Annotated in this window: 18 protein-coding genes, 1 tRNA gene and 1 pseudogene; 9 read left to right on the top strand and 11 right to left on the bottom strand. The window is 68.4% G+C overall.

Features of this window, described 5'->3' with window-relative positions:
• Positions 1-132: 132 nt before the first annotated feature.
• From NKG96_RS13730 to NKG96_RS13705, 6 genes are all read right to left on the bottom strand, one after another.
• Positions 133-205 (bottom strand) — tRNA-Pro (locus NKG96_RS13730).
• Between the two features lie 74 nt (positions 206-279).
• On the bottom strand, positions 280-1,377 hold the full coding sequence (locus NKG96_RS13725; RefSeq protein ID WP_254535546.1) for a succinylglutamate desuccinylase/aspartoacylase family protein: 1,098 nt from the start codon (positions 1,375-1,377) through the stop codon (positions 280-282).
• A gap of 45 nt (positions 1,378-1,422) precedes the next feature.
• Entirely contained in the window at positions 1,423-2,340 is a 918-nt protein-coding gene (locus tag NKG96_RS13720; protein ID WP_254535545.1) for an RNA-guided pseudouridylation complex pseudouridine synthase subunit Cbf5, read from the bottom strand.
• A complete protein-coding gene (gene cmk / locus NKG96_RS13715; RefSeq protein WP_254535544.1) occupies positions 2,340-2,918 on the bottom strand; it encodes a (d)CMP kinase in 579 nt (192 codons plus the stop codon). The genes NKG96_RS13720 and cmk overlap by 1 nt, the downstream gene beginning before the upstream one ends.
• 36 nt (positions 2,919-2,954) lie before the next feature.
• Positions 2,955-3,866, bottom strand: a complete 912-nt coding sequence (locus NKG96_RS13710; RefSeq protein WP_254535543.1) for a DUF106 domain-containing protein — start codon at positions 3,864-3,866, stop codon at positions 2,955-2,957.
• A 96-nt stretch (positions 3,867-3,962) separates the two neighbouring features.
• Positions 3,963-4,595, bottom strand: coding sequence for an adenylate kinase (locus NKG96_RS13705; protein WP_254535542.1), 633 nt, complete (start codon positions 4,593-4,595; stop codon positions 3,963-3,965).
• A 58-nt stretch (positions 4,596-4,653) separates the two neighbouring features.
• Here NKG96_RS13705 and NKG96_RS13700 point away from each other — a divergent pair, with 58 nt between their 5' ends.
• The 4 genes from NKG96_RS13700 to NKG96_RS13685 all read left to right on the top strand — a co-directional run bounded on the left by NKG96_RS13700 (position 4,654) and on the right by NKG96_RS13685 (position 8,137).
• Positions 4,654-5,247, top strand: a complete 594-nt coding sequence (locus NKG96_RS13700; RefSeq protein ID WP_254535541.1) for a class I SAM-dependent methyltransferase — start codon at positions 4,654-4,656, stop codon at positions 5,245-5,247.
• A 103-nt stretch (positions 5,248-5,350) separates the two neighbouring features.
• On the top strand, positions 5,351-5,713 hold the full coding sequence (locus NKG96_RS13695) for a DUF7975 family protein (RefSeq protein WP_254535540.1): 363 nt from the start codon (positions 5,351-5,353) through the stop codon (positions 5,711-5,713).
• Positions 5,714-5,750: 37 nt separating this feature from the next.
• On the top strand, positions 5,751-6,455 hold the full coding sequence (locus tag NKG96_RS13690) for a potassium channel family protein (protein ID WP_254535539.1): 705 nt from the start codon (positions 5,751-5,753) through the stop codon (positions 6,453-6,455).
• Entirely contained in the window at positions 6,455-8,137 is a 1,683-nt protein-coding gene (locus tag NKG96_RS13685) for a TrkH family potassium uptake protein (RefSeq protein WP_254535538.1), read from the top strand. Before NKG96_RS13690 ends, NKG96_RS13685 begins: the two co-directional genes overlap by 1 nt.
• A 20-nt stretch (positions 8,138-8,157) precedes the next feature.
• On the opposite strand, the gene NKG96_RS13680 is transcribed toward NKG96_RS13685, so the two are convergent.
• The 4 genes and pseudogenes from NKG96_RS13680 to trkA form a co-directional block, all read right to left on the bottom strand.
• Entirely contained in the window at positions 8,158-8,292 is a 135-nt protein-coding gene (locus NKG96_RS13680) for a transporter (protein ID WP_254535537.1), read from the bottom strand.
• 193 nt (positions 8,293-8,485) lie between these two features.
• Entirely contained in the window at positions 8,486-10,024 is a 1,539-nt protein-coding gene (locus NKG96_RS13675; protein ID WP_254535536.1) for a TrkH family potassium uptake protein, read from the bottom strand.
• A 71-nt stretch (positions 10,025-10,095) separates the two neighbouring features.
• Positions 10,096-10,278, bottom strand: a pseudogene (locus NKG96_RS13670) (TrkH family potassium uptake protein); the annotation flags it as partial.
• Between the two features lie 88 nt (positions 10,279-10,366).
• Positions 10,367-11,698 carry a Trk system potassium transporter TrkA gene (gene trkA, locus NKG96_RS13665; protein WP_254535535.1) on the bottom strand — a complete coding sequence of 444 codons (1,332 nt, stop codon included), beginning with the start codon at positions 11,696-11,698 and terminating at the stop codon, positions 10,367-10,369.
• 148 nt (positions 11,699-11,846) lie between these two features.
• On the opposite strand from trkA, the gene NKG96_RS13660 reads away from it, so the two are divergent.
• The 4 genes from NKG96_RS13660 to NKG96_RS13645 all read left to right on the top strand — a co-directional run bounded on the left by NKG96_RS13660 (position 11,847) and on the right by NKG96_RS13645 (position 17,722).
• Positions 11,847-12,260, top strand: a complete 414-nt coding sequence (locus NKG96_RS13660) for a universal stress protein (protein WP_254535534.1) — start codon at positions 11,847-11,849, stop codon at positions 12,258-12,260.
• Positions 12,261-12,317: 57 nt separating this feature from the next.
• Entirely contained in the window at positions 12,318-14,585 is a 2,268-nt protein-coding gene (locus NKG96_RS13655; RefSeq protein WP_254535533.1) for an amino acid permease, read from the top strand.
• A 381-nt stretch (positions 14,586-14,966) separates the two neighbouring features.
• The gene (locus NKG96_RS13650; protein WP_254535532.1) at positions 14,967-15,509 is read left to right on the top strand and encodes an LUD domain-containing protein; all 543 of its coding nucleotides are present in this window, start codon (positions 14,967-14,969) and stop codon (positions 15,507-15,509) included.
• Positions 15,506-17,722 carry an LUD domain-containing protein gene (locus NKG96_RS13645; RefSeq protein ID WP_254535531.1) on the top strand — a complete coding sequence of 739 codons (2,217 nt, stop codon included), beginning with the start codon at positions 15,506-15,508 and terminating at the stop codon, positions 17,720-17,722. Before NKG96_RS13650 ends, NKG96_RS13645 begins: the two co-directional genes overlap by 4 nt.
• A gap of 7 nt (positions 17,723-17,729) precedes the next feature.
• Here NKG96_RS13645 and NKG96_RS13640 read toward each other — a convergent pair whose 3' ends face one another.
• A complete protein-coding gene (locus NKG96_RS13640) occupies positions 17,730-18,980 on the bottom strand; it encodes a ComEC/Rec2 family competence protein (protein ID WP_254535530.1) in 1,251 nt (416 codons plus the stop codon).
• A 248-nt stretch (positions 18,981-19,228) separates the two neighbouring features.
• On the opposite strand from NKG96_RS13640, the gene NKG96_RS13635 reads away from it, so the two are divergent.
• Positions 19,229-20,245: an FkbM family methyltransferase gene (locus NKG96_RS13635; RefSeq protein WP_254535529.1), complete on the top strand. Its 1,017-nt coding sequence runs from the start codon at positions 19,229-19,231 to the stop codon at positions 20,243-20,245.
• The last annotated feature ends 8 nt before the right edge of the window (positions 20,246-20,253 follow it).

Here is a 20,253-nt window from a genome sequence, read left to right as displayed (position 1 = left end):
TCGGTGAGCGCGGACCGAGAGTCGGACTGCGGTTGGACCGTCGAGAGTCGAACTCGGTCGCTCGCTGTTCGGAATCTCACCGGTCGTCTTCGCTACTTGCGGCGCTCGAACGTGAGCGCCGCGAGAAATCAATGGGACCGTTGAGATTCGAACTCAAGTCCGACGGACCCCATCCGCCGAGGATACCAGGCTACCCCACGGTCCCGCGCTGCGTATCATCCGAGGGTAGTCCCCGGATTAAGCGCTTCGCTTCTCTCGCGTCCGTGACACTGACTCGCGCTACTCCCTCCCGCTCCGCGAGACGACTAACTCGCCCTCGTCGCGCACCGCGAGGCTCGCCAGCGGGTCGTTCTCGTACACCGCGACGCCACCCTGCCGGGCGAGGACGTACCCCTCGCGGTCGACGGTGACGCTGGCGCGGTGCTCACCGGTCGGTGCGACAACGTCCGCGACCACCGTCCCCGACTCCACGACGTCCCCGGCGGCGACGCGGTGGCGGGCGATACCGACGGTCTCGGCGTGCGGCCCGACGTACCGGCGGACGGGGTAGTCGACGGGCGCCTCGACGTCCGGGGCGGCCGTTTCCACCTTCTCGGGGACCGATTCGAGCATCTCGAAGGCGACGAGCGCCCGACAGACGCCGGCGACACCTGCCGCGCGGTTGCCCTCCTCGACGACGCTCCTGCTCCCCAACTCGACCGTGCAGGCGGGGATGCCGGCGGCGTTGAGGGCGCTCCCGGCGAGCGAGCGCTGGAGGTTCCGCTCGGTGTACTCGACGGCCTCGAACTCGGTGACGACGGGGAGGGTGATGGCGTCGGCGAGCCGTTCGAGGTCGTCCGCGAGAGCGTGGGCCGCCTCCTCGTCGCGCTGTGAGCCGTAGAGCACGCGGTCGCGGATGGTGAAAGGCATCGAGCCGACCTGCGCGGTGTGGAGGTCGACCAGCAGGTCGGCCCGCGGGGCCTCGCCCTTCCCGACGAACGCCTCGTACAGTCGCCAGGCGATTCGCTCCTGGACGCGGGGCGGGCGCGAGGAGTCGCTGGCCGGGTCCGGGAAGTGGCGGTTCGGGTCGTCGCCGTGGTAGTAGGAGGTGCGCTCGGTCTGTCGAAGCCCGGCGGGGTTCACACAGGGGAGACAGACGACACACCCTACGAGCGAGTCGGGGTCGAGTGCGGCGCAGGCGTCCTGTGCGGCGGCCACGCCCGTCACCTCGTCCCCGTGGACGCCCGCCGTGAGCCACGCGGTCGGTCCCGCCTCGCTGCCGTTGACGACGACGACGGGGAGCCGTTCGGGGGTCCCCGTCGGGAGCGTCGTCGCGTCCCAGTAGCCCCGCGCACGCTCCCCCGGGGAGGCGCTCGCGGTGCCGAACTCGACTGTCATACCTCTCGACGGGACCCTCCCGACAAAAACCCGTAGGGCGGGAGGTCAGACGAGGACGCGTTCGAGTTCGACGACGGTCCCCGAATCGGCGTCGACGTCCCCGACGAGGTGCCCCAGACAGACCGCCGCCCCGTTCGGCGTGTAGCAAACGACGAGCGACCCACGTGCGGCGTCCGCCGCTGGGTCGGGGCGCAGGCCGTCGAAATCGACCGACTCCGGGGCCGTACCGTCGATGACGCCCGGCGCGTACACGGGGGCGCCCTCCGCGACCTGTTCGGCGGCGCTCGGCGCCACGGTCAGGCCGGGCAGGTGAACCAGTGCGCGTTCGGCGGGCGCGATACACTCGCGGAGGAGCGACTCGTCGCCCGACTCGGCCTCCGCGAGGGCGTCGGTCACGTCGTGCATCGTCACCAGCGACCGGTCGTCGAAGGGGTACGTCTCCACGCGCCGGAGCGCACCCATGTTCGCGCCCGTCCCGAGTGCGAGTCCGAGGTCGTGACAGAGCTTCCGGACGTACGTTCCGCTCTCACAGCGGATGCGCAGGAGCGCCCGACGGTCCTCGCGTTCGAGGACCTCCAGTTCGTGAACCGTCCGCGTCCGGAGGCGCCGGCTGACGGCGCTCTTGCGGGGTGGTTTCTGGAGGAGCGGCCCCTCGAACTCCGCGACGACGGCCTCGAAGTCGGCGGGTGCGGGGCGGTGGAGTTCCAGCACCGCGACGTACCCCTTGACGCTGTCGTCGAACACCTGCGCGGCGCGGGTGGCGTCCCCGAGCAAGACGGGGAGACAGCCCGTCACCTTCGGGTCGAGGGTGCCGGCGTGGGCCGCCCGATCGACGCCGGCGAGGTCGCGGAGCCACGCTGCCACCTGGTGGGAGGACGGGCCGGGCGGCTTGTCGAGGTTGACGACGCCGAACTCGCGGAGGTCGGAGAGCGTGCGGTCGGTCGGCGGGCCACGGAGCGCCATCAGAACTCGTAGCGCACGTGTTCGACGGGTGCCTTCCCCTCGTCGAGCGCCGGGTCGTACGCCTCGACGAACGCCAGCAGGGTCTCGACGACGCCCTCCGGACCGAGGCGGGCGGTGTTGAGCGCGAGATCGTAGATGGTGCGGTCGTCGATGTCGATGTTGTAGTACTCGTGGTACCGACCGGCCTCGCTGGTGGCGCGCGCCTCGGTCTCCTCGCGGGCCGCCTCGGCGGGTTTCTCCTCGCGGTCGGCGATGCGGGCCGCGCGGACGTCGAGGGGGGCGTCGAGCCAGATACGCACGTCGGCGTACTCGCCGGCCATCCACCCCGCCAGCCGCGATTCGAGGACCACGTCGTCGCGGTCGCGGGCGATGTCCCTGAGTCGGCGGTCCAGGTCGCGGTCGATCTGGTCGTCGTCCTCCGCCAACTGGTTGAACTCGACGAGCGAGACGCCGCGTTCGTCGGCCAGCGAGCGGAAGATGTCACCACCGCTGACGTGGTCGTAGCCGAGCGTCTCTGCGAGGGCCGCCGCAGCGGTGCTCTTGCCACTGCCGGCGGGGCCGGAGACGGTAATCAACATGTCCCCACTCACCGAGGGGGAGTAAAAGAGGTTGTCTTACGACGTCGTCGGCGACGTCGAGATGTTCAGCGCCTTGCGGATGATCTGGGTGAACCCCATCGAGCAGACGAAGTACCAGAGGATCCACGCCGGGAAGACGAACGTGGACGCCGTCCAGTCGACCTGCCCGATGAGCGGCATCGTGACCGTCCCCAGGTCGCCCGGGTTCTCGAGGATCATCCAGTAGAGCCAGAGGAACACGGGGATGGTCAGGAGCATGATCCACACCATCGGGCGGAACTGCTCTTTCATCATGCCCATCTGGTCGCCCATGGCGTCCATGCGCTCCTCGTTGATGCGTTCGACCTCGCTCTCGTCGCCGGACTCCTTGGCCGCCTTGTAGCGGTCCTGGATGTCCTTCATGCGCTCCTGATACTCGCCCATCTTCTCGGTGTCCATCAGGTTCGCCTGCAGGAGCGTCGAGTAGAGGCCGGTCACCATCGCGAGGACGAGGATGACGGCGTAGAAGGGCAGCGCGGCCTCGATGGGGCCGAGGACGACGTCGAGGGCGCTCCCGACGGCGTTCCGGACCTGCCCCACCGAGTAACCCAGAAAGAGTCCGAGGGCACCGAGGCCGGCCATCTTGTCGTAGGTAGACCAGCCCTTCCCCCCGTCGTCCGCGTCGGAACTCCCGGTCGCACTCGTCGACGACCCGGACCCGGTGTCGCCATCGAGCGCCGCGCGGACGGCCGCCGGGTCGCGGACCTCGAACCCGTCGCCGCTCGCGCTCCGCAGGACGCCCTTCTCGATGAGTCGGCCCCACTGGCCGCTCGAGAGGTCGTCGTCGACGTCCGCCCACTCGACCGTGCCGCCGTTTGCCTCGGCGCGGTCGAGGACGACCTCGAGGGCGTTTCGCATGGCGGGGTCCTCGCTGACGAGGTCCTCCACCTTCTGAGCAGTGCGTGGCATTGCACCGGAGTAGGAAACGGGTGGTTATCAACCCTGTGACCCGCAGTCGGGCGACAGGGGCGGTACGGGCCGGAGCGCGGGTCGAGGGGGACCGCCCTACTCGTCGTCCGCGACGGCGCCCTCGATGGCCACACGGAGGTCCTCCCAGACCTCGTCGGGCGTCTGGTCCCCCTCGATTCGCTCCAGCAGGCCGCGCTCCTCGTAGAACTCGATGAGCGGCTTCGTGTTCTCGTCGTAGACGTCGAGGCGGTCCCTGACCGTCTCCTCGGTGTCGTCGTCGCGCTGGACGAGGCGGTCCGCAATCGCGTCGTCCTCGGGCATGTCGTACTCGACGTGGTAGTTGTCGCCCGTCTCGGGGTCGACGCGCCGGCCCGTGAGGCGCTTGATGAGTTCCTCGCGGCCCACGTCGAGGAACGCGACGATGTCGAGGTCGGCGTGCTCGTCGAGGAACTCGGCCTGCGACATGTTGCGCGGGTAGCCGTCGAGGACGAACCCGTCGGCGTCCGCGAGTGCGGCGGTCACGATCTCGTTGACCACGGGGTCCGGGACGAGGTCGCCGGCCTCCATGAACTCGCGGGGCTTGCCGTACTCCGTCTCCATGTCCTTGTTCGCGCGCAGGGCGTCGCCCGTCGTGATGTGCTCGACGCCGTAGGTGTCGACGATGTTCTTGCTCTGCGTGCCCTTGCCGGCCCCCGGCGGACCGAGCAACAGGATGCGTGGGTTGCTCATACCGGGTCCACAGGGGCCGGAGTAAAAGGCTTGTAGGAAGCGTCCCCGCTTGCCAGACGTGCCCGAAGACCCCGTCAAACGGACGCTCGCAACCTACGAGACCGTCGCCGAGGAGTACCGCGACCGACACGCCGACCGCTCCGTCGTCGCCCACCTGGTCGACCGGTTCGACGCGTCCCTCGCACCCGGGAGCCGTGTCCTCGACGTCGGTTGTGGCCCGGGGTGGGAGTCCGCCACCCTCCTCGAACGGGGCCACGACGTGACCGCCATCGACCTATCGGCGTCGTTCCTCCGGGCCGCGGGTGAGGTGGCCCCGGACGCGGCCCGCTCCCGGATGGACATGCGCGAACTCGCCGTCGCGGACGGGCGTTTCGACGGCGTCTGGGCGCTCGCCTCGTTCCTCCACGTCCCCCGTGAGGACGCCCCGTCCACCCTCCGGGAGTTCGCCCGCGTCCTCGACGAGGGCGGAGTGCTGTTCTGCGGAGTCAAGCGCGGGTCGGGGGAGTGTCTGGGACGGGCGTACGATGGGGACGACCGACGGTTCACGCTGTACGAACCGGAGGAGTTCCGGGGACTCGTAGAGCGCGCCGGGTTCGACGTGTCGTCGCTCCAGTCGGAGGACGGCTGGTTGCAGGTGCTCGCACGGGTCTGAGACGTCCCGTCTACCGGCGAGACGCCCGCTCGGGGGCGGGGGCCGTGCCGACGTCGCCCGCGTCCGCAACCCATTGATTACCCCTCGCCCCTTCGTCCCCGTCATGACCCGCTTCGAGGCCAGCGACCCCCGCGAGCGACTCGGACTCGTCGTCGACGCCATCACGGCCCACCGCAAACGCGACAGCGAGGGCGTCGTCCTCGAATCCGACGGGGGGCGCGTCGAGTACGCCGACCGGACGCTGACGCTGACGCTCACCGACGACCAGCGAGGGCGTCTCGACGACCTGCTCTCCGAGTTCCCGGTGTTCAAAGTCGAACAACCGGCGACGCGGAAGGCCCCCGAGGGAGTGGTCCACGTCGCGGCCATCGCTGACCCCAAACACGCCGCCGACTTCGTCGAGGCGTGCTTTCGGCAGGTGTTCGGTGCGGACGAGGGCTACCAGTTACGCGTCGTCCGGGTATAGGTACATTTTCAACGGTGCCAGGGGTAGCCGGACGCAGATGTACATCGTCATCGTCGGGGCGGGAGATATCGGCAGACCCCTCACGGAGATCGCCACGCGGGGCGGCAACGAGGTGGTCATCATCGAACGCGACGAGGCACGGGCCGACGACGCGGCCACGGCGTTCGACTGTCTCGTCATCAACGCCGACGCGACGGTAAAGGAGACGCTCGTGGACGCCGGCGCGGACCGGGCAGACGCGCTCATCTCGACGACGGACCGGGACGCCACGAACATCATGGTCTGCCTGCTGGCACAGGAACTGACGGTCCCGGACATCGTCTCGGTGGTCCACGACCCCGAGCACATGGCGTTGTTCGAGCGCATCGGCGTCAACACCATCGAGAACCCCCAACGGCTCATCGCCGAGTACCTCTACCGCGCGGTCAAACGCCCGAGCATCGTCGACTACATGCCCGTCGGCGAGTCGGCCGAGGTGTTCGAGATCCGGGTCAGCGAGGACGCCCCCGTCGTCGGGAAGACCCTCCAGGGAGCCGCCGAGGAGGGACAATTCACCGACGACATGCTGGTCGTCGCCATCGAACGTGACGGGAACGGCGAACCCATCACTCCCCGCGGTGATACCACCATCGAGGTGGGCGACATCCTCACCGTCTACTCCGCCATCGGGGTGACCCCCGAGATCACCGACGTGTTCGGTCACTTCGAGGACCACGAGGGGACCCACCCCGACGTGCGCTGATGGCCCGGCGCCAGACTATCGGCGGTCTCCGTACCGACCTCGCCATCGTCCTCCGAGACGTCGGGTCGCTCGTCCTCATGGAGTCGGGACTGATAACGCTCTCGGCGACCCTCGCGCTCGCATTCGGCGAGTGGTACGTCGCCCTCGCCTTCCTCACCGCCGGGGGAATCACCGCGGCCGCCGGTGCGTTCGTACACCGCCGGTTCGACGCCGCCCCCGCTCCACGGATAAAACACGGGATGGTCATCGCGGCAGGTGGGTGGTTCTCCGTCGCCGTCTTCGGGGCACTTCCGTTTCTCCTGAGTGCGTACTTCGTCCCTCCCGACGTGATGGCGACGTACGTTCCCGCGACCGGAACCGAGGGGTGGGAGCCGATACGGGTCGGGTCGTCGACGACGCTGTCGAGCCTTGCGTACTTCCGGTCGCCCCTGCACGCCCTCTTCGAGTCGATGAGCGGGTGGACCGGGTCGGGCCTGACGATGGCCGTCCACGAACCCTCGCTTCCCCGGACCGTCCAGTGGTGGCGCTCGCTCATGCAGTGGGTCGGGGGCGTCGGCGTCATCGTCCTGACCGTCTCCATCCTCGCCCGTCCGGGGTCGGGGAGTTACGCCCTCTACCGCAGCGAGACGAGAGAGGAGAAGATACACCCGAGCGTCGTCTCGACGGTACGGACCGTCTGGAAGATATTCCTGCTGTACACGGTCCTCTCGGTCTTCGTCCTCTTCCTCGCGCTCCTGTTCAGCCCGAGCGCATACGCGGGGTCGCTCGCGCCGGGGGAGGCGTTCTGGCAGGCGCTCAACCACGCCATGACTGCCCTCTCGACGGGCGGATTCTCCGTCACCGACGGGTCCATCGGGACGTACAACTCACCGCTCGTCGAGACGCTCCTCCTGCCCATCATGACCCTCGGGGCCATCGCCTTCCCGATTCACTACGGCGTCCTGCGGAACCGCGACTTCGGTGTGCTCGTGAGCGACCTCCAGACGCGCTGGCTGTTCGTGCTGTTTGCCGTCGGCTCGACGCTGCTGGCGCTTCAACTCGGCTTCACGGTCGGTCCGGCGGGCTTCGGCGAGGTGGTCGCAGTCTCTAGTCTCGGCCTCTCGACCGGGCAGGTCGACGCCGTGCGCGACGCCGTCTTCCAGTTCGTCAGCGCCCTCTCGTGTACCGGGTTCCAGTCCTCACCCATCGGCGAGTGGGCCGACGGCGGGAAGCTCCTGCTCTCGGGCGCGATGGTACTCGGCGGGGCCGCCGGGTCCACCGTGGGCGGCATCAAGATCATCCGGGGCTACACCGTCGCCCGCGGTATCGGATGGCAGTTCTCACGCGTGTTCCTTCCGGCCAGCGCCATCGTCACCACCCGTATCGGCGACCGGACACTCAGACGCGAGGAGATGGAACGGGAGTTCTCCGAGGCGGCCATCGTCAGCCTGCTGTGGGTGCTCTTGCTCGTCGCCTCCAGTCTCCTCCTCGTGAACGTCGTGCCCGCGGAGTTCGGCTACGCCGACGCGCTGTTCGAGGTGGCGAGCGCACAGGGGAACGTCGGCCTCTCGACGGGTATCACCGGTCCGACGATGCACCCCGTCGCCGAGGGAATGTTCGTCCTGAACATGTGGGTCGGCCGCCTCGAGATCATCCCCATCCTCGTGTTCGCCCGGTCGGTCCTCTACGGGTTCGACCCCTGAGAGGGTGGGACGCTAGGTCGTCAGCTACTCGTAAAGAACCGCAGGCCCAGTCCGAGGGCCAACAGGACGAGACCGATGATGGTCGCCACAGGCGGGATGGGGATGAACAGGAACACGACTCCGGCGAGTATCACGAACGTCGACTTTCGAACCATGCGCTCTCTGCTCCCGGACACCAGATAGGACTGGTGCTTGTCTCGGTCGTCCAAGGGTCCGGTCGGGGACGAACTCACGAAGAAGGACCCGTCTAGACCCGAGGACGTACACTCGCAGGTCCGCGGTGTCTCCGTCGATGTGACCGCTTCGGCGCCCTGTTCGAACCGGCGACGCTCGAGCGTCCCGACCGTCTCAGGACCGCCAGTATGCGCCCGTCAACAGGACGAGGACAGGGAATATCTCCAGCCGACCGACCCACATGAAAAAAACCATCAGGAGCTTCGAGGTGGCCGGGAACCCTTGGTAGCTCCCGAACGGGCCGAGCGACCCGAACCCCGGCCCGACGTTGCCGAGCGTCGAGGCGGTGGCGCTCATCGCTTCGAGGACGTCGATGGGGTAGCCCACCCGTCCCGCGTCCACGATGACGATGATCGTCCCGACGAAGAAGAGGACGAAGTAGAGGAGCGTGAAGGCGTATATCCCTCGGATGGCCCGTTCGTCGATGACGGTGCCCGCGATGCGGACCGGGCGGACGGCCTCGGGGTGGACGGTGGTGAACAGTTCCCGGCGGAGGGCCTTCACGATGACCACCCAGCGGATGATCTTGATCGCGCCACCGGTGGACCCGCCGGACCCGCCGATGAACATGGCGAACAGGAGGAGGTACTTCGCGCCCTCGCCCCACTGGGCGAAGTCGCTGGTGGCGTACCCCGTCGTCGTCACCACCGAGACGACCTGGAAGGTCGCCTGTCGCAGCGAGTTCTCCGCGACGCCCTGCGTGGCCCCCCCGAGGTCGAGGACGGGTGCGCTCCCGGTGAACAGCAGACCGGTCAACACGGCGGTGATGACGGCCATGACGCCGAGGTACGCCCGGAACTCCGTGTCTCGAACGAGTCGCCGCGGGTTGCGGTCGACGAGTTGCCAGAACAGCGCGAAGTTGGTCCCAGCGACGACCATGAACGGGATGACGACCCACTGAACGGCCGCCGAGAACGCCGCGATGCTGTCGGCCTCCGGGGAGAACCCACCGGTGGGCATCGTCGTCAGGGCGTGGGCGACGGCGTTGTAGAACGTCATGTTCGGGGCCATCCCGACGAGGTGGAGCCCGTAGAGGAGGAGGACCTGGAGGACGGTGAAGCCCAGATACACCAGCCAGAGGACGCGGGCCGTCTCCGCGATGCGCGGCGTGAGTTTCTCGATGCCGGGGCCGGGCGCCTCCGCGTCCATCAGTTGCGCACCGCCCACGGAGAGTTCGGGGAGGATGGCGACGGCGAGGACGACGATACCCATGCCGCCGAGCCACTGCGTCAGCTGTCGCCACATCAGGAGCGCGCGCGAGTGGGTGTCGAACGAGATGTCGCCCATCACCGTCGCGCCGGTGGTGGTGAAGCCGCTCATCGACTCGAACAGCGCGTAGATCGGGTCGGCGAGCGTCGACTCGCTCCCGATCCCCGCCAGCAGGTAGGGGACGGTGCCGACGACGGCGACGAGCAACCACGTCAGCGCGACCATCAGAAACCCCTCGCGGGGGCCGAGGTCCGGGTCCTCGTCGAGCGATTCGAGGGCGAGACCGACGACGACGGTGAGTGCGATGGTCGCGACGAACACCTCGATGTCGTCGCCGTAGTAGACCGCGACGGCGAGCGGGAAGGCGAGCGCCACCGAGAGGTAGCGCAGGACGGTTCCGACGAGACTGAGGCTGGCCCGCCAGTCGACGCGGACCCTACTCATCGATGTCCCTCGAAATCACATCGGATGCACCCACGGCGACGACATGAATCCTCCGTCTCGCGGTCGGGGCAGGAGCGCCAGAACGCCACCGTGAGGAGGTTCAGGACGGGGAATATCTCGATACGCCCGATCCACATCATCACGACCATCACGAGTTTCGTCGAGTCGGGAAACGGCTCGTAGCTCCCGTAGGGGCCCGCGAAGTCGAAGGCCGGGCCGATGTTGAAGAAGGTGGAGGCGGCCGCACCCATCGCGCCGAGCAAGCGGGAGTGCCAGAATCTGGAGGATGGTCCCGAGGATGCTCGCGCTGGTCCGCCAGTCGACTCGAAGCCGCATCGCCGCTTACACCCGCGCCGCGATGTCGTCGATGTCCTCCGTCCGGGCGAACAGGACGACGTGGTCGCCGGCCTCGATGACCGTCTCCCCGCGCGGGGTGATGAGTTCGCCGTCCCGGGTGATGGCCCCGATGACCGTCCCCTCCGGGAGGTCCGCCACCGTCTCCTGGATGGGCCGCCCCGTGAGCGCGCTGTCGGCGTCGACGGTGAGTTCGAGCACCTCCGCCTGGTCGCCCTCGATGATGGCGACGTTCTCGGCGCGCTGTTCCCGGGTGAATCGCGTTATCTCCTCTGCGGCCACCTCGCGGGGGTTGACGGCCACGTCCAGTCCGACCGCCTCGAACAGTTCGACGTATTCGCCCGTCTCGGTGAGCGCGACGGCACGCCCCGCGCCGAGCCGTTTCGTGAGCAGGCCGGCGAGCAGGTTCTTCTCGTCGCTCTCCAGCGTGGCGACCACGGTGTCGGCCTCGCCAACGTTCTCGCGTTCGAGGAACGCCCGGTCGGTCGCGTCGGACTCCATCACCGTCGTCTTCGGCAATGCTTCGGCGAGTTCGCGCGCCCGCTCGGGGTCGCGCTCGATGAGTCGCGGGCGGAAGTCCCTCGCCTCCAGCAGGCGGGCGACCTGATAGCCCACCTCGCTCCCGCCGACGATGACGATGTCGCGCGGGCCGGCGTCGTCGGGCGAGATGTCCGCGCCGAACTCCCGGACGCTCTCGGGACTGCCGATGACGACGAGTTCGTCCCCCGAGTTGATGACGGTGTCACCTGACGGGATGATTATCTCGCCGTTCCGGATGATGGCGGCGAACGTCAGCGACGGGAACCGGTCGGCCTGGGCGACGGTCTGGTTGGCGACGGGGCTGTCCGCGGGAACCTCGAACTGGGCCATCCTGACCGCGCCGTTGGCGAAGGCGTCGACGTCCTGTGCGGCGGGCAGGCCGATGAGGCGGACGATGGTCTGGGCGGCGAGCAGGACCGTACAGACCATGAAGTCGATGCCCAAGGCCCCCTCGGTGCCCCGCCACGTGTCGAGGTACTGCTTGTCCTTCACGCGGGCGATGGTGAACGCGTCGCTGACGGTTTTGGCCGTCCCGCAGGTGACGATGTTCGTCTCGTCGTCGTCCGTACTCGCGATGAGCAGGTCGGCCTCCTCGATGCCCGCCTCGCGGAGCGTCTCGAGGTTGCCGCCGTCGCCCTGCACCGCGAGGACGTCGATGTCGTACGTGAGCGACCCCACCCGTTCGGAGTCGATGTCGACGACCACCACCTCGTGGCTCTGACACAGCGAGGCGGCGATGCTCGACCCGACCTCGCCAGCACCGACGACGATTACGCGCACGGCGACCCTCGCGTCATACCACGCAGGTGGACCGACGGGGCTAAATCCGTTTTCATCATCCGGTTCCGAGAACGAAGCGTTATGCGGGTACCGCTCATCGGTCGGTGCATATGCACTCGAGCGACGCCACTGGAGGGGTACCGCTACGATGAGCGGCCTGCTCGCGAACGTCCTCGTTCCGGTCGCGAACGTCGAGGACGCGCGGTCGACGGCCGCGGCACTCGCCCGCTACGACCCCGACCGCGTCACCGTCATCCACGTCGTCGAGAAGGGGGGCGGCGCGCCGGACAAGACGCCCGTCGAGCAGAGCGAGGGCATCGCCGCGGAGTCGTTCGATGCCTTCCGCGAGACGTTTCCGGACGCGGCGACCGAGATGCGCTACGACGACGACATCGTCGGCGCCGTCTTCGACGCGGCCCGCGAGATGGACGCCAGCGCCGTGGTCTTCCTCCCACGCGGGGGGAGCCGGTGGGTCCAGTTGCTCTCGGGCGACCGGACGCTCGCGCTGGTCACCGAGACGGACCGCCCGGTCGTAGCCCTGCCCGGAGGTGCGGATGCGTAAGCCACGACGCACCCGGTCCGGTCGTCCCGTAGCAGCCACTCGGTTCGAGTCACGACGATGAGCGACCAGGAACTCGCGAAGGACCTCGGCCCCCTCGCGGCGCTGACCATCGGCATCGGCACGATGATCGGTGCGGGTATCTTCGTCCTGCCGGGACAAGCCGCCGCCGCCGCGGGACCCGCCGTCGCACTTTCGTTCGTCGCTGGCGGAGTCATCTCACTGTTCACCGCGATGTCGGCGAGCGAACTCGGTACCGCGATGCCGAAAGCTGGCGGCAGCTACTACTACGTCAACCACGCGCTCGGTCCGCTGTTCGGTTCCATCGCCGGGTGGGGCAACTGGATGGGGCTGGCGTTCGCCAGCGCCTTCTACACGCTCGGTTTCGGGGAGTACCTCGCCACCTTCCTCCCGATTCCCGACCTCACCTTCTCGCTAGGTTCGGTAGGAACCGTTGGTCTCTCCTCGTTCCAGGTCGGGGCCCTCGTCGCCGGACTCGTGTTCATCGGTGTCAACTACGTCGGGGCCAAAGAGACCGGCCGTCTCCAGACCATCATCGTCGTCCTCCTCGTGGCGATCCTCTCAGTATTCTCGATTCTCGGGCTCCTACAGGCGAACTTCTCGACCCTTCGACCGTTCTTTCCGCCGGAGACCGGAGGTGCGAGCGCCATCCTTCCAGGGACCGCGCTGGTGTTCGTCTCGTTCCTCGGCTTCGCGAAGATCACGACGGTCGCCGAGGAACTCAAAAACCCTGGGCGGAACCTCCCGTTAGCAGTCATCGGGAGTGTCGTCATCGTGACGACGATGTACGCGATCATCATGGTCGTCCTGATGGGCGTCATCAACTGGAAACAACTGGCACCGGAATTCACGACGACGCCAGTACTCGACGTCGCGGAAGTCGCCTTCGGTGCGTTCGGTCTCGCGGCCGTCGGTGTCGGACTGTTGACGTTCGCCGGACTGCTCGCGACGGCCTCCAGTGCGAACGCCTCCATCCTCGCGTCCTCGCGCATCAACTTCGCGATGGGCCGGGACAAGTTAGTCAGTGCAGCACTCAACGACGTTCACCCGCGGTTCGCGACCCCCTATCGATCTATCGCAGTGACGGGCGTCATCATCGTCGCGTTCATCGTTCTCGGTGACGTGAAGACCCTGGCGAAGGCGGGAAGCGTCCTCCACCTCATCGTCTACGGACTGCTGAACGTCGCGCTCATCGTCATGCGTCAGGCGGATACTCCCGAGTACCAGCCAGCGTACCGGGTCCCGCTGTACCCGGTCGTTCCCGTCCTCGGCGCGCTCACGTCGTTCGGGCTCATCGCGTTCATGAACCCCATCGAAATCGCCCTCGCGGTTGGGTTCGTTGCCTTCGGAGTCGTCTGGTTCTTCGCGTACGCCCGCTCGCGGACCAGCGAGGGCGGCGTGCTGGGCGACTACATCCTCTCGCGGGCCGACGAGATGCCCGACCGTGCGGTGTCGGCGGCCGCCACCGTCCAGCCGGACGGCGGGGAGTACCGCGTGATGGTCCCCCTCGCGAATCCGGCCAACGAGACGGACCTCATCACGCTGGCGAGCGCCATCGCCAAACAGCGCGGCGGGACCGTCGAGGCGGTCCACATCGTCACCGTCCCCGACCAGACGGCGCTCCAGTACGGAGCGGACCACGTGGACAAACTCGATGCGGAGTCCGAACACCTGCTCGAATCCGCCCGGAAGGACGCCGAGACGTTCGGCGTCCCCGTCGAGACGCACACCATCATCTCCCACCGGAGCTTCGACGAGGTGTTCGAGACGGCGAAGAACCACAAGGCCGACCTCGTCGTGATGGGCTGGGGCGAGGACACCCACGGCTCGCCGGGGCGCGTCGAGAGCGCGATGGACGACGTGACCAGCGACCCGCCGTGTGACTTCCTCGTGCTCAAGGACCGCGGGTTCGACCCCGAACGCATCCTCGTGCCCACGGCGGGCGGCCCGGACTCCGAACTCAGCGCCGCCGTCGCCAAACTCCTCCAGCAGGAGTACGGCAGCGAGGTCACCCTGCTCAACGTCGACGACGACGAGGAGGCGGGGCGGGCCTTCCTCGCCGACTGGGCCGAGGACCAGGACCTCACGGACGTGGAACTCCGCGTCGAGTCGGGGGAGGTCGAGACCGCAATCGAACGGGCCTCGCGCGACGCCACCATGGTCATCATCGGCGCGACGGAACGCGGCCTGCTCAAGCGCCTCGTCTCCAGTTCCCTCGTCATGGACGTGGTCGACGACGTGGACTGCTCGATGCTGCTGGCGGAGAAACGGCGGACCCGGACCCTCCGCGAACGACTGTTCGGGTGACCGGCCCCGCCGGGCGCCCAGCAGAGTTGGCAAGCCGACCCCCACGGGAACGCATATAAAAGGCCAACTATCGTTGGCGTGATATTCATGTGTCGGTGTGGAGACACGCGAACGCTGTCTGTCAGAGGCACATTACGTGTCGTCCGGTCCTCGCCCCGCGTCGTGACCGTTCTCCTCCTCGAACAGTCGGGTTCTCTCTTAGAGCCGTCTCTCCGAACCGAACGGTGACGGCGCTCCATCCCGTTCGCCGCCCCGAACGTCGGAGGGTTCGGCGAACGGGTCGTCCCGGCCCCGGGGTTCCGCTTGCCCATCCGGTCCCCGCGTCGTGTCTCGATTGCGGGACTCGCAACCCTCTTGTCCCGCCGGTGAGGATGCCATCTCATGTCAAGCAGCCCGGTCTCCGCGTTCCAGTCCTCGCTGGACGGACTGGACGTGGGGTGGACGGAGACGGACGCCGCGGGGTTCCCCGCGGCGCTGGACGCGGTTCTCGACTCGCCGGCCGTCGGCGCCCCCCTGCCGTTCGAGGGGGTCGAACTGCCCGACTCGGTGGACACCGACCCGACGCCCGCCGCCCTGCGCGAGGCGGCCACCGGCGTCACGCCGGTCGAGTTCGCCATCGCCGACTACGGGAGCGTCGTCATCCGGGCCGAGGGGAACGTCGAACCCGTGAGCCTCTACGCCGACACGCACGTCGCGGTCCTCGACGAACGCGACGTCCTCCCCGACATGCCCGCCGCCTTCGAGCGGTTCGGGCCGCTCCTCCGGGACGGCGAGAGCGCCATCGTCGCGACGGGACCGAGCGCCACCGCCGACATGGGCGACCTCGTCCGCGGCGCGCACGGCCCGAAGGACGTCCACGTCGTCGTCCTCACGAGCGGTGACGAGGCGGGGACGGACGGGGACGAGGGAGGTGCGGACCGATGAGCGCCGACCGCGACACGAAGGCGGCCCACATCCGCCACCTGCTGGCGACGGAGGGGCCGGCCGTCTCCCGCGGGACGCGGGGGTTCAACGAGGGGCGCTACGAGTCCGTCGCGAAACTGGAGGACTACGAGGCGCTGAAGGAGGAGGCCCGCGGCATCAAGGAGGACGCCATCGACCGCCTGCCGGACCTCATCGAGGAACTGCGCGAGGCCGTCGAATCGCGCGGGGGGCACCTCTACATCGCCGACGACGCCGCGGACGCAAACGAGTACGTCGCGGAGGTCTGCGAGTCGAAGTCCGCCGACCGCCTCGTGAAGTCCAAGTCGATGACCAGCGAGGAGATCGAGGTCAACGACTACCTGCAGGAACGCGGCGTGGACGTCGTCGAAACCGACCTCGGGGAGTGGGTCCTGCAGGTGGCCGACGAGGCTCCCTCCCACATCGTCGCGCCCGCCATCCACAAGTCCCGCGAGGGCATCGCCGACCTGTTCAACCACCAGTTCGACCCCGAGGAACCGCTGGAGACGGCCGAGGAACTGACGATGTTCGCCCGCGAGCGACTGGGCGACCTCATCACCGACGCGGACGTGGGGATGACGGGCGCGAATTTCGTCACCGCCGACTCGGGGTCCATCGCGCTGGTGACGAGCGAGGGCAACGCCCGGAAGAGCGCGCTCGTCCCCGACACGCACGTCGCCGTCGCGGGCGTCGAGAAGGTGATTCCGGCCGTCGAGGACCTCCAGCCGTTCGTCGAACTCATCGGGCGCTCGGGGACGGGACAGGACATCACCTCCTACGTCTCGCTGTTCACGCCGCCGACGCCCTCGCCCGTCGTGGCGTTCGACGACCCCGACTCCCCGCTCGACCCCGAGAGCGCCGAGGACCGGGAGTTCCACCTCGTGCTCATCGACAACGGGCGGATGGCGATGCGCGAGGACGAGCAGTTGAAAGAGACGCTGTACTGCATCCGGTGTGGCGCGTGTTCGAACGTCTGTGCCAACTTCCAGAGCGTCGGCGGCCACGCCTTCGGCGGCGAGACGTACTCGGGGGGCATCGCCACCGGGTGGGAGGCCGGCATCGAGGGTCTCGACACCGCCGCCGAGTTCAACGACCTCTGTACCGGCTGTTCGCGCTGCACCGAAGCCTGTCCGGTCGGCATCGACATCCCGTGGATAAACACGGTCGTCCGCGACCGGGTCAACCGCGGCGAGGACGCGGAGTTCGACTGGCTGGTCGAGGGATTGACCCCCGACGAGGAACCCGGCGGGATGAGCCTCCAGAAGCGCTTCTTCGGCAACTTCGACACGATAGCGAAGGTCGGGAGCGCGACGGCCCCCATCTCGAACCTGCTCGCGGACGCCCGCCCGGCGCGCTGGCTCATGGAGCGGACCCTCGGCGTGGACCGCCGCCGGGACCTCCCCGAGTTCCAGCGCGAGACGCTCGTCGACTGGTTCGCCGCCCGCGAGGAACCGCCCGCCCCGAGTCGGGACGACGCGGACGACTCCCGGCGCGAGGCAGTAGTGTACGCCGACACCTACACCAACCACGTCCACGTCGAACGCGGGAAGGCGGCCGTGCGCGCCCTCGAAGCCCTCGGCGTCGACGTGGTCGTCCCCGAGGTGCCCGACAGCGGCCGCCCGCCGCTCTCGCAGGGGATGATCGCCACCGCGAAGCGGAGCGCAGAGCGCGTGACGGAGACGCTCGGACCGCACGTCGAGGCGGGCCGGGACGTGGTGGTCGTCGAACCGAGCGACCTCGCGATGTTCCGCGGCGAGTACGAGAAGCTCCTGCCGGACGACGAGTTCGAGGCGCTGGCCGACAACAGCTACGAGGTGCTGGAGTACGTCTACGGCCTCCTCGACAACGGGGCCGACGGGTCGCGACTGCGCGACGCTCGCGGCGAGGAACTCGCGTACCACAGCCACTGCCAGCAGCGCACACTCGGCCTCGAACCGTACACCGTCGCCGTCCTCGAGGGACTGGGGTACGACGTGGTCACCTCCGAGACGGAGTGCTGCGGGATGGCCGGGAGCTTCGGCTACAAGGAGGAGTACTACGAACTCAGCGTCGACGTGGGCGAACGCCTGCGCGGACAGTTCACCACGCCCGACACCCGCGACCGGGCCGTCGTTGCCAGCGGTACCTCCTGCTGTGACCAGCTAGCGGACCTGCTGACCCGACCGGTCCGCCACCCGGTCGAACTGCTGGTCTGAGGCGGAATCATCGTCGGGCGGCGAACAAGACCGCGACCAACCCGACGACAACGACGCCCACCAGGGGCACGTTGGCCGGCACGCCAAACCGCGGCCCCGTCGGCGGGCTTGGCGAGCCTGCCGACACTGTCACGGTCGACCTCGACCCCTCCGGCGAGGGTTCCGTCGCCGTCTCGGTGGGTGTTGCCGTTTCGGTGGGAATCGCCGTCCCGGTTGGAACCACCGTTTCAGTGGGTGTCGGCGCCTCGGTAGGCATCGGAGTCGTCGTCTGGGTCGGTGTCTGCGTCGGCGGCGGAGTCTCTACGGCGGTTTCGATCGGAGCGTCACCCTGTCCGTCGCCGTCTAAGACGGTGCTGGTGATCGCCGGGTCGCGGTCGACGTCGGGTGATATCGGTGCGGCCGCCCGGAGGTCGCCGGGGTCGGTCGGCGCATCCGTCTGTGTCGCCACTGTCACCTGCTCGCCGTCGGTGCGGACGACCGTGTCCCCATGGACCGCATTCCAGTATGTCGGGACGTCACGCTCGTCGAATCGGTCGAGTACGGACTCGTGCGGCCGGTCCGGATCGCCCTGGGTGCCGCCGACGACGACCGCCGCCGGGTCGACGACGTCGAGGAATGCCCCTGTCGTCCCGTCGCGGCTCCCCTCCTTGCTGACCTGCAGGACGGTGGCGTCGACGGCGTCCGCGTGCTTCTTGACGAGGTACCGTTCGGCGGCCTCGCCCGCATCACCCGTCAACAGGACGCTCGTCTCGCCGAACTCGATCCGGAGGACGAGGCTGTTCTCGTTGTATACGTTGGTGCTCTCTGGGTCGAGGGCCCGGTCCGGTGGCGAGAGTACCGTTACCTCGACGCCGTCGAGCGGGATGGAATCGCCCGCTCGGAGCTGCTCGCGAGGGACGTCGTGAGCCGACAGCGCGTCGAGATACGCCCTGTAGGCGGGCGTCCCGCGGTCGATGCCCGAATCGTAGGCCGTCCCGACCCCACCCTCGATGACCCGTGGGTGGCCCGCGATGTGGTCGCCGTGGGCGTGGCTGGCGACTAGGTGGTCGACCGTCCCGACGTCGTGTTCCCGCAGGTACGCGAGCACCTGGTCCTCCCCGCCGTGGGCTGCGGTGTCGTAGAGGAGCGTCTCGCCGGTCGGCCCGACGACGAGCACCGAGGTACCGGCGCCGGTGTGGATGAAGTGGACGGCGACCGTTCCCGGGTCACCGGAGCCTACCGGCGCACCGCCCGACCCGACGGCGATACCCGCGAGCAAGATGAGTGCGACGAGGACGACGGGGACGCCGCGACGGAGGGGGGGCATTGCGGGAAACCTACACCCACCAACACTTTGTTAATCACATGTATACGTCTTGACACCGGGGAGAGCCCCTCGGGAGGGGCCACGCGCCACCCGTACGTAGCCCGTATCGGCCCCCTTAACCAGCGTCCGCCCGCCACTTCGGTCCGTATCCACACTATAGTCAAAGGGACCGCTCCCCAACGCCCCTATCGACGCACCTCATGACTCTCACCAGGCGATTCCGGTCGGTCACGAGGGCACCCGCTCGGGTTCCCACTGCTGTCGGACTGGTTGCGCGCAAGTTCTATCGGCTCCTCTCGGCCGGCCGCTTCGCTCAGGCCGCCGGATACGCGAGCGAGTTCGTCGGCGGCGAGAACCGCTACTGGCGGCGGTACGCCGACCGGACCGACGGGCGATACGTCGTCGCCCCCGTTCACGACTACCGGATGTGGCTCGACACCGCCGACCCCGGCATCTCGCGGACGCTACTCGCGTTCGGGATCCACGAGTACGCCTCCTCGCGGGCGTTCCGCCGCGAACTCGAACGGCTGGCGGGGGAGACCGACCGGCCTGTCGCCCTCGAGATCGGTGCGAACATCGGCTACTTCAGCCTTCTGGAGGCGGCGGCGCTCGGTCCGTCGGCCCACGTCTACGCCGTCGAGCCGACCCCCGAGAACGCGGACCTCCTCGAACGGAACCTCCGGCTGAACGGCTTCGAGGACCGGACGACGGTTGCCCGCTGTGCCGTCGGCGACGTCACCGGTCCGGCGACGCTCTACCTCAGCGACCTCTCGAACCAACACTCGGTCCGACCGGAAGGGGGCGACGGTCGCGCTCACGAAGGGGGGTCGGTGTCGGTCGAGATGCTGAGCGCCGCCGATCTCCTCGGCCGCTTCGGCCTCGCACCCGAGGAGGTGAACGTCGTCCGCATGGACCTGGAGGGATACGAAACCGTCGTCCTCGACCAGCTTCGCCCGGTGCTCGAATCGGCCGGTCCGACCGTGGTGTACGTCGAGCTCCACCCCCTGAACCTCAGCGACGAGGAACTGCGTGCCGTCGTCTCCCTGTTCCGCGACAACGGCTTCGAGCCCGCGTCGACGGTCGTCCACGAGACGGCCGCGGGGCTCAACGACTGGAAGAGCTGGCACGGCCACCGCCTCAACCTTCCCGACATGGATGCCGTCGAGGCGTACCTCCTCCGGGCGGGCCACGCCGTCGAACTCATCGCGCGGAAGTAGCGGGTCAG

This window comes from Halomarina litorea, from assembly GCF_024227715.1.
Taxonomy (GTDB): domain Archaea; phylum Halobacteriota; class Halobacteria; order Halobacteriales; family Haloarculaceae; genus Halomarina; species Halomarina litorea.
This window is presented reverse-complemented; position numbering and strand designations above follow the sequence as displayed.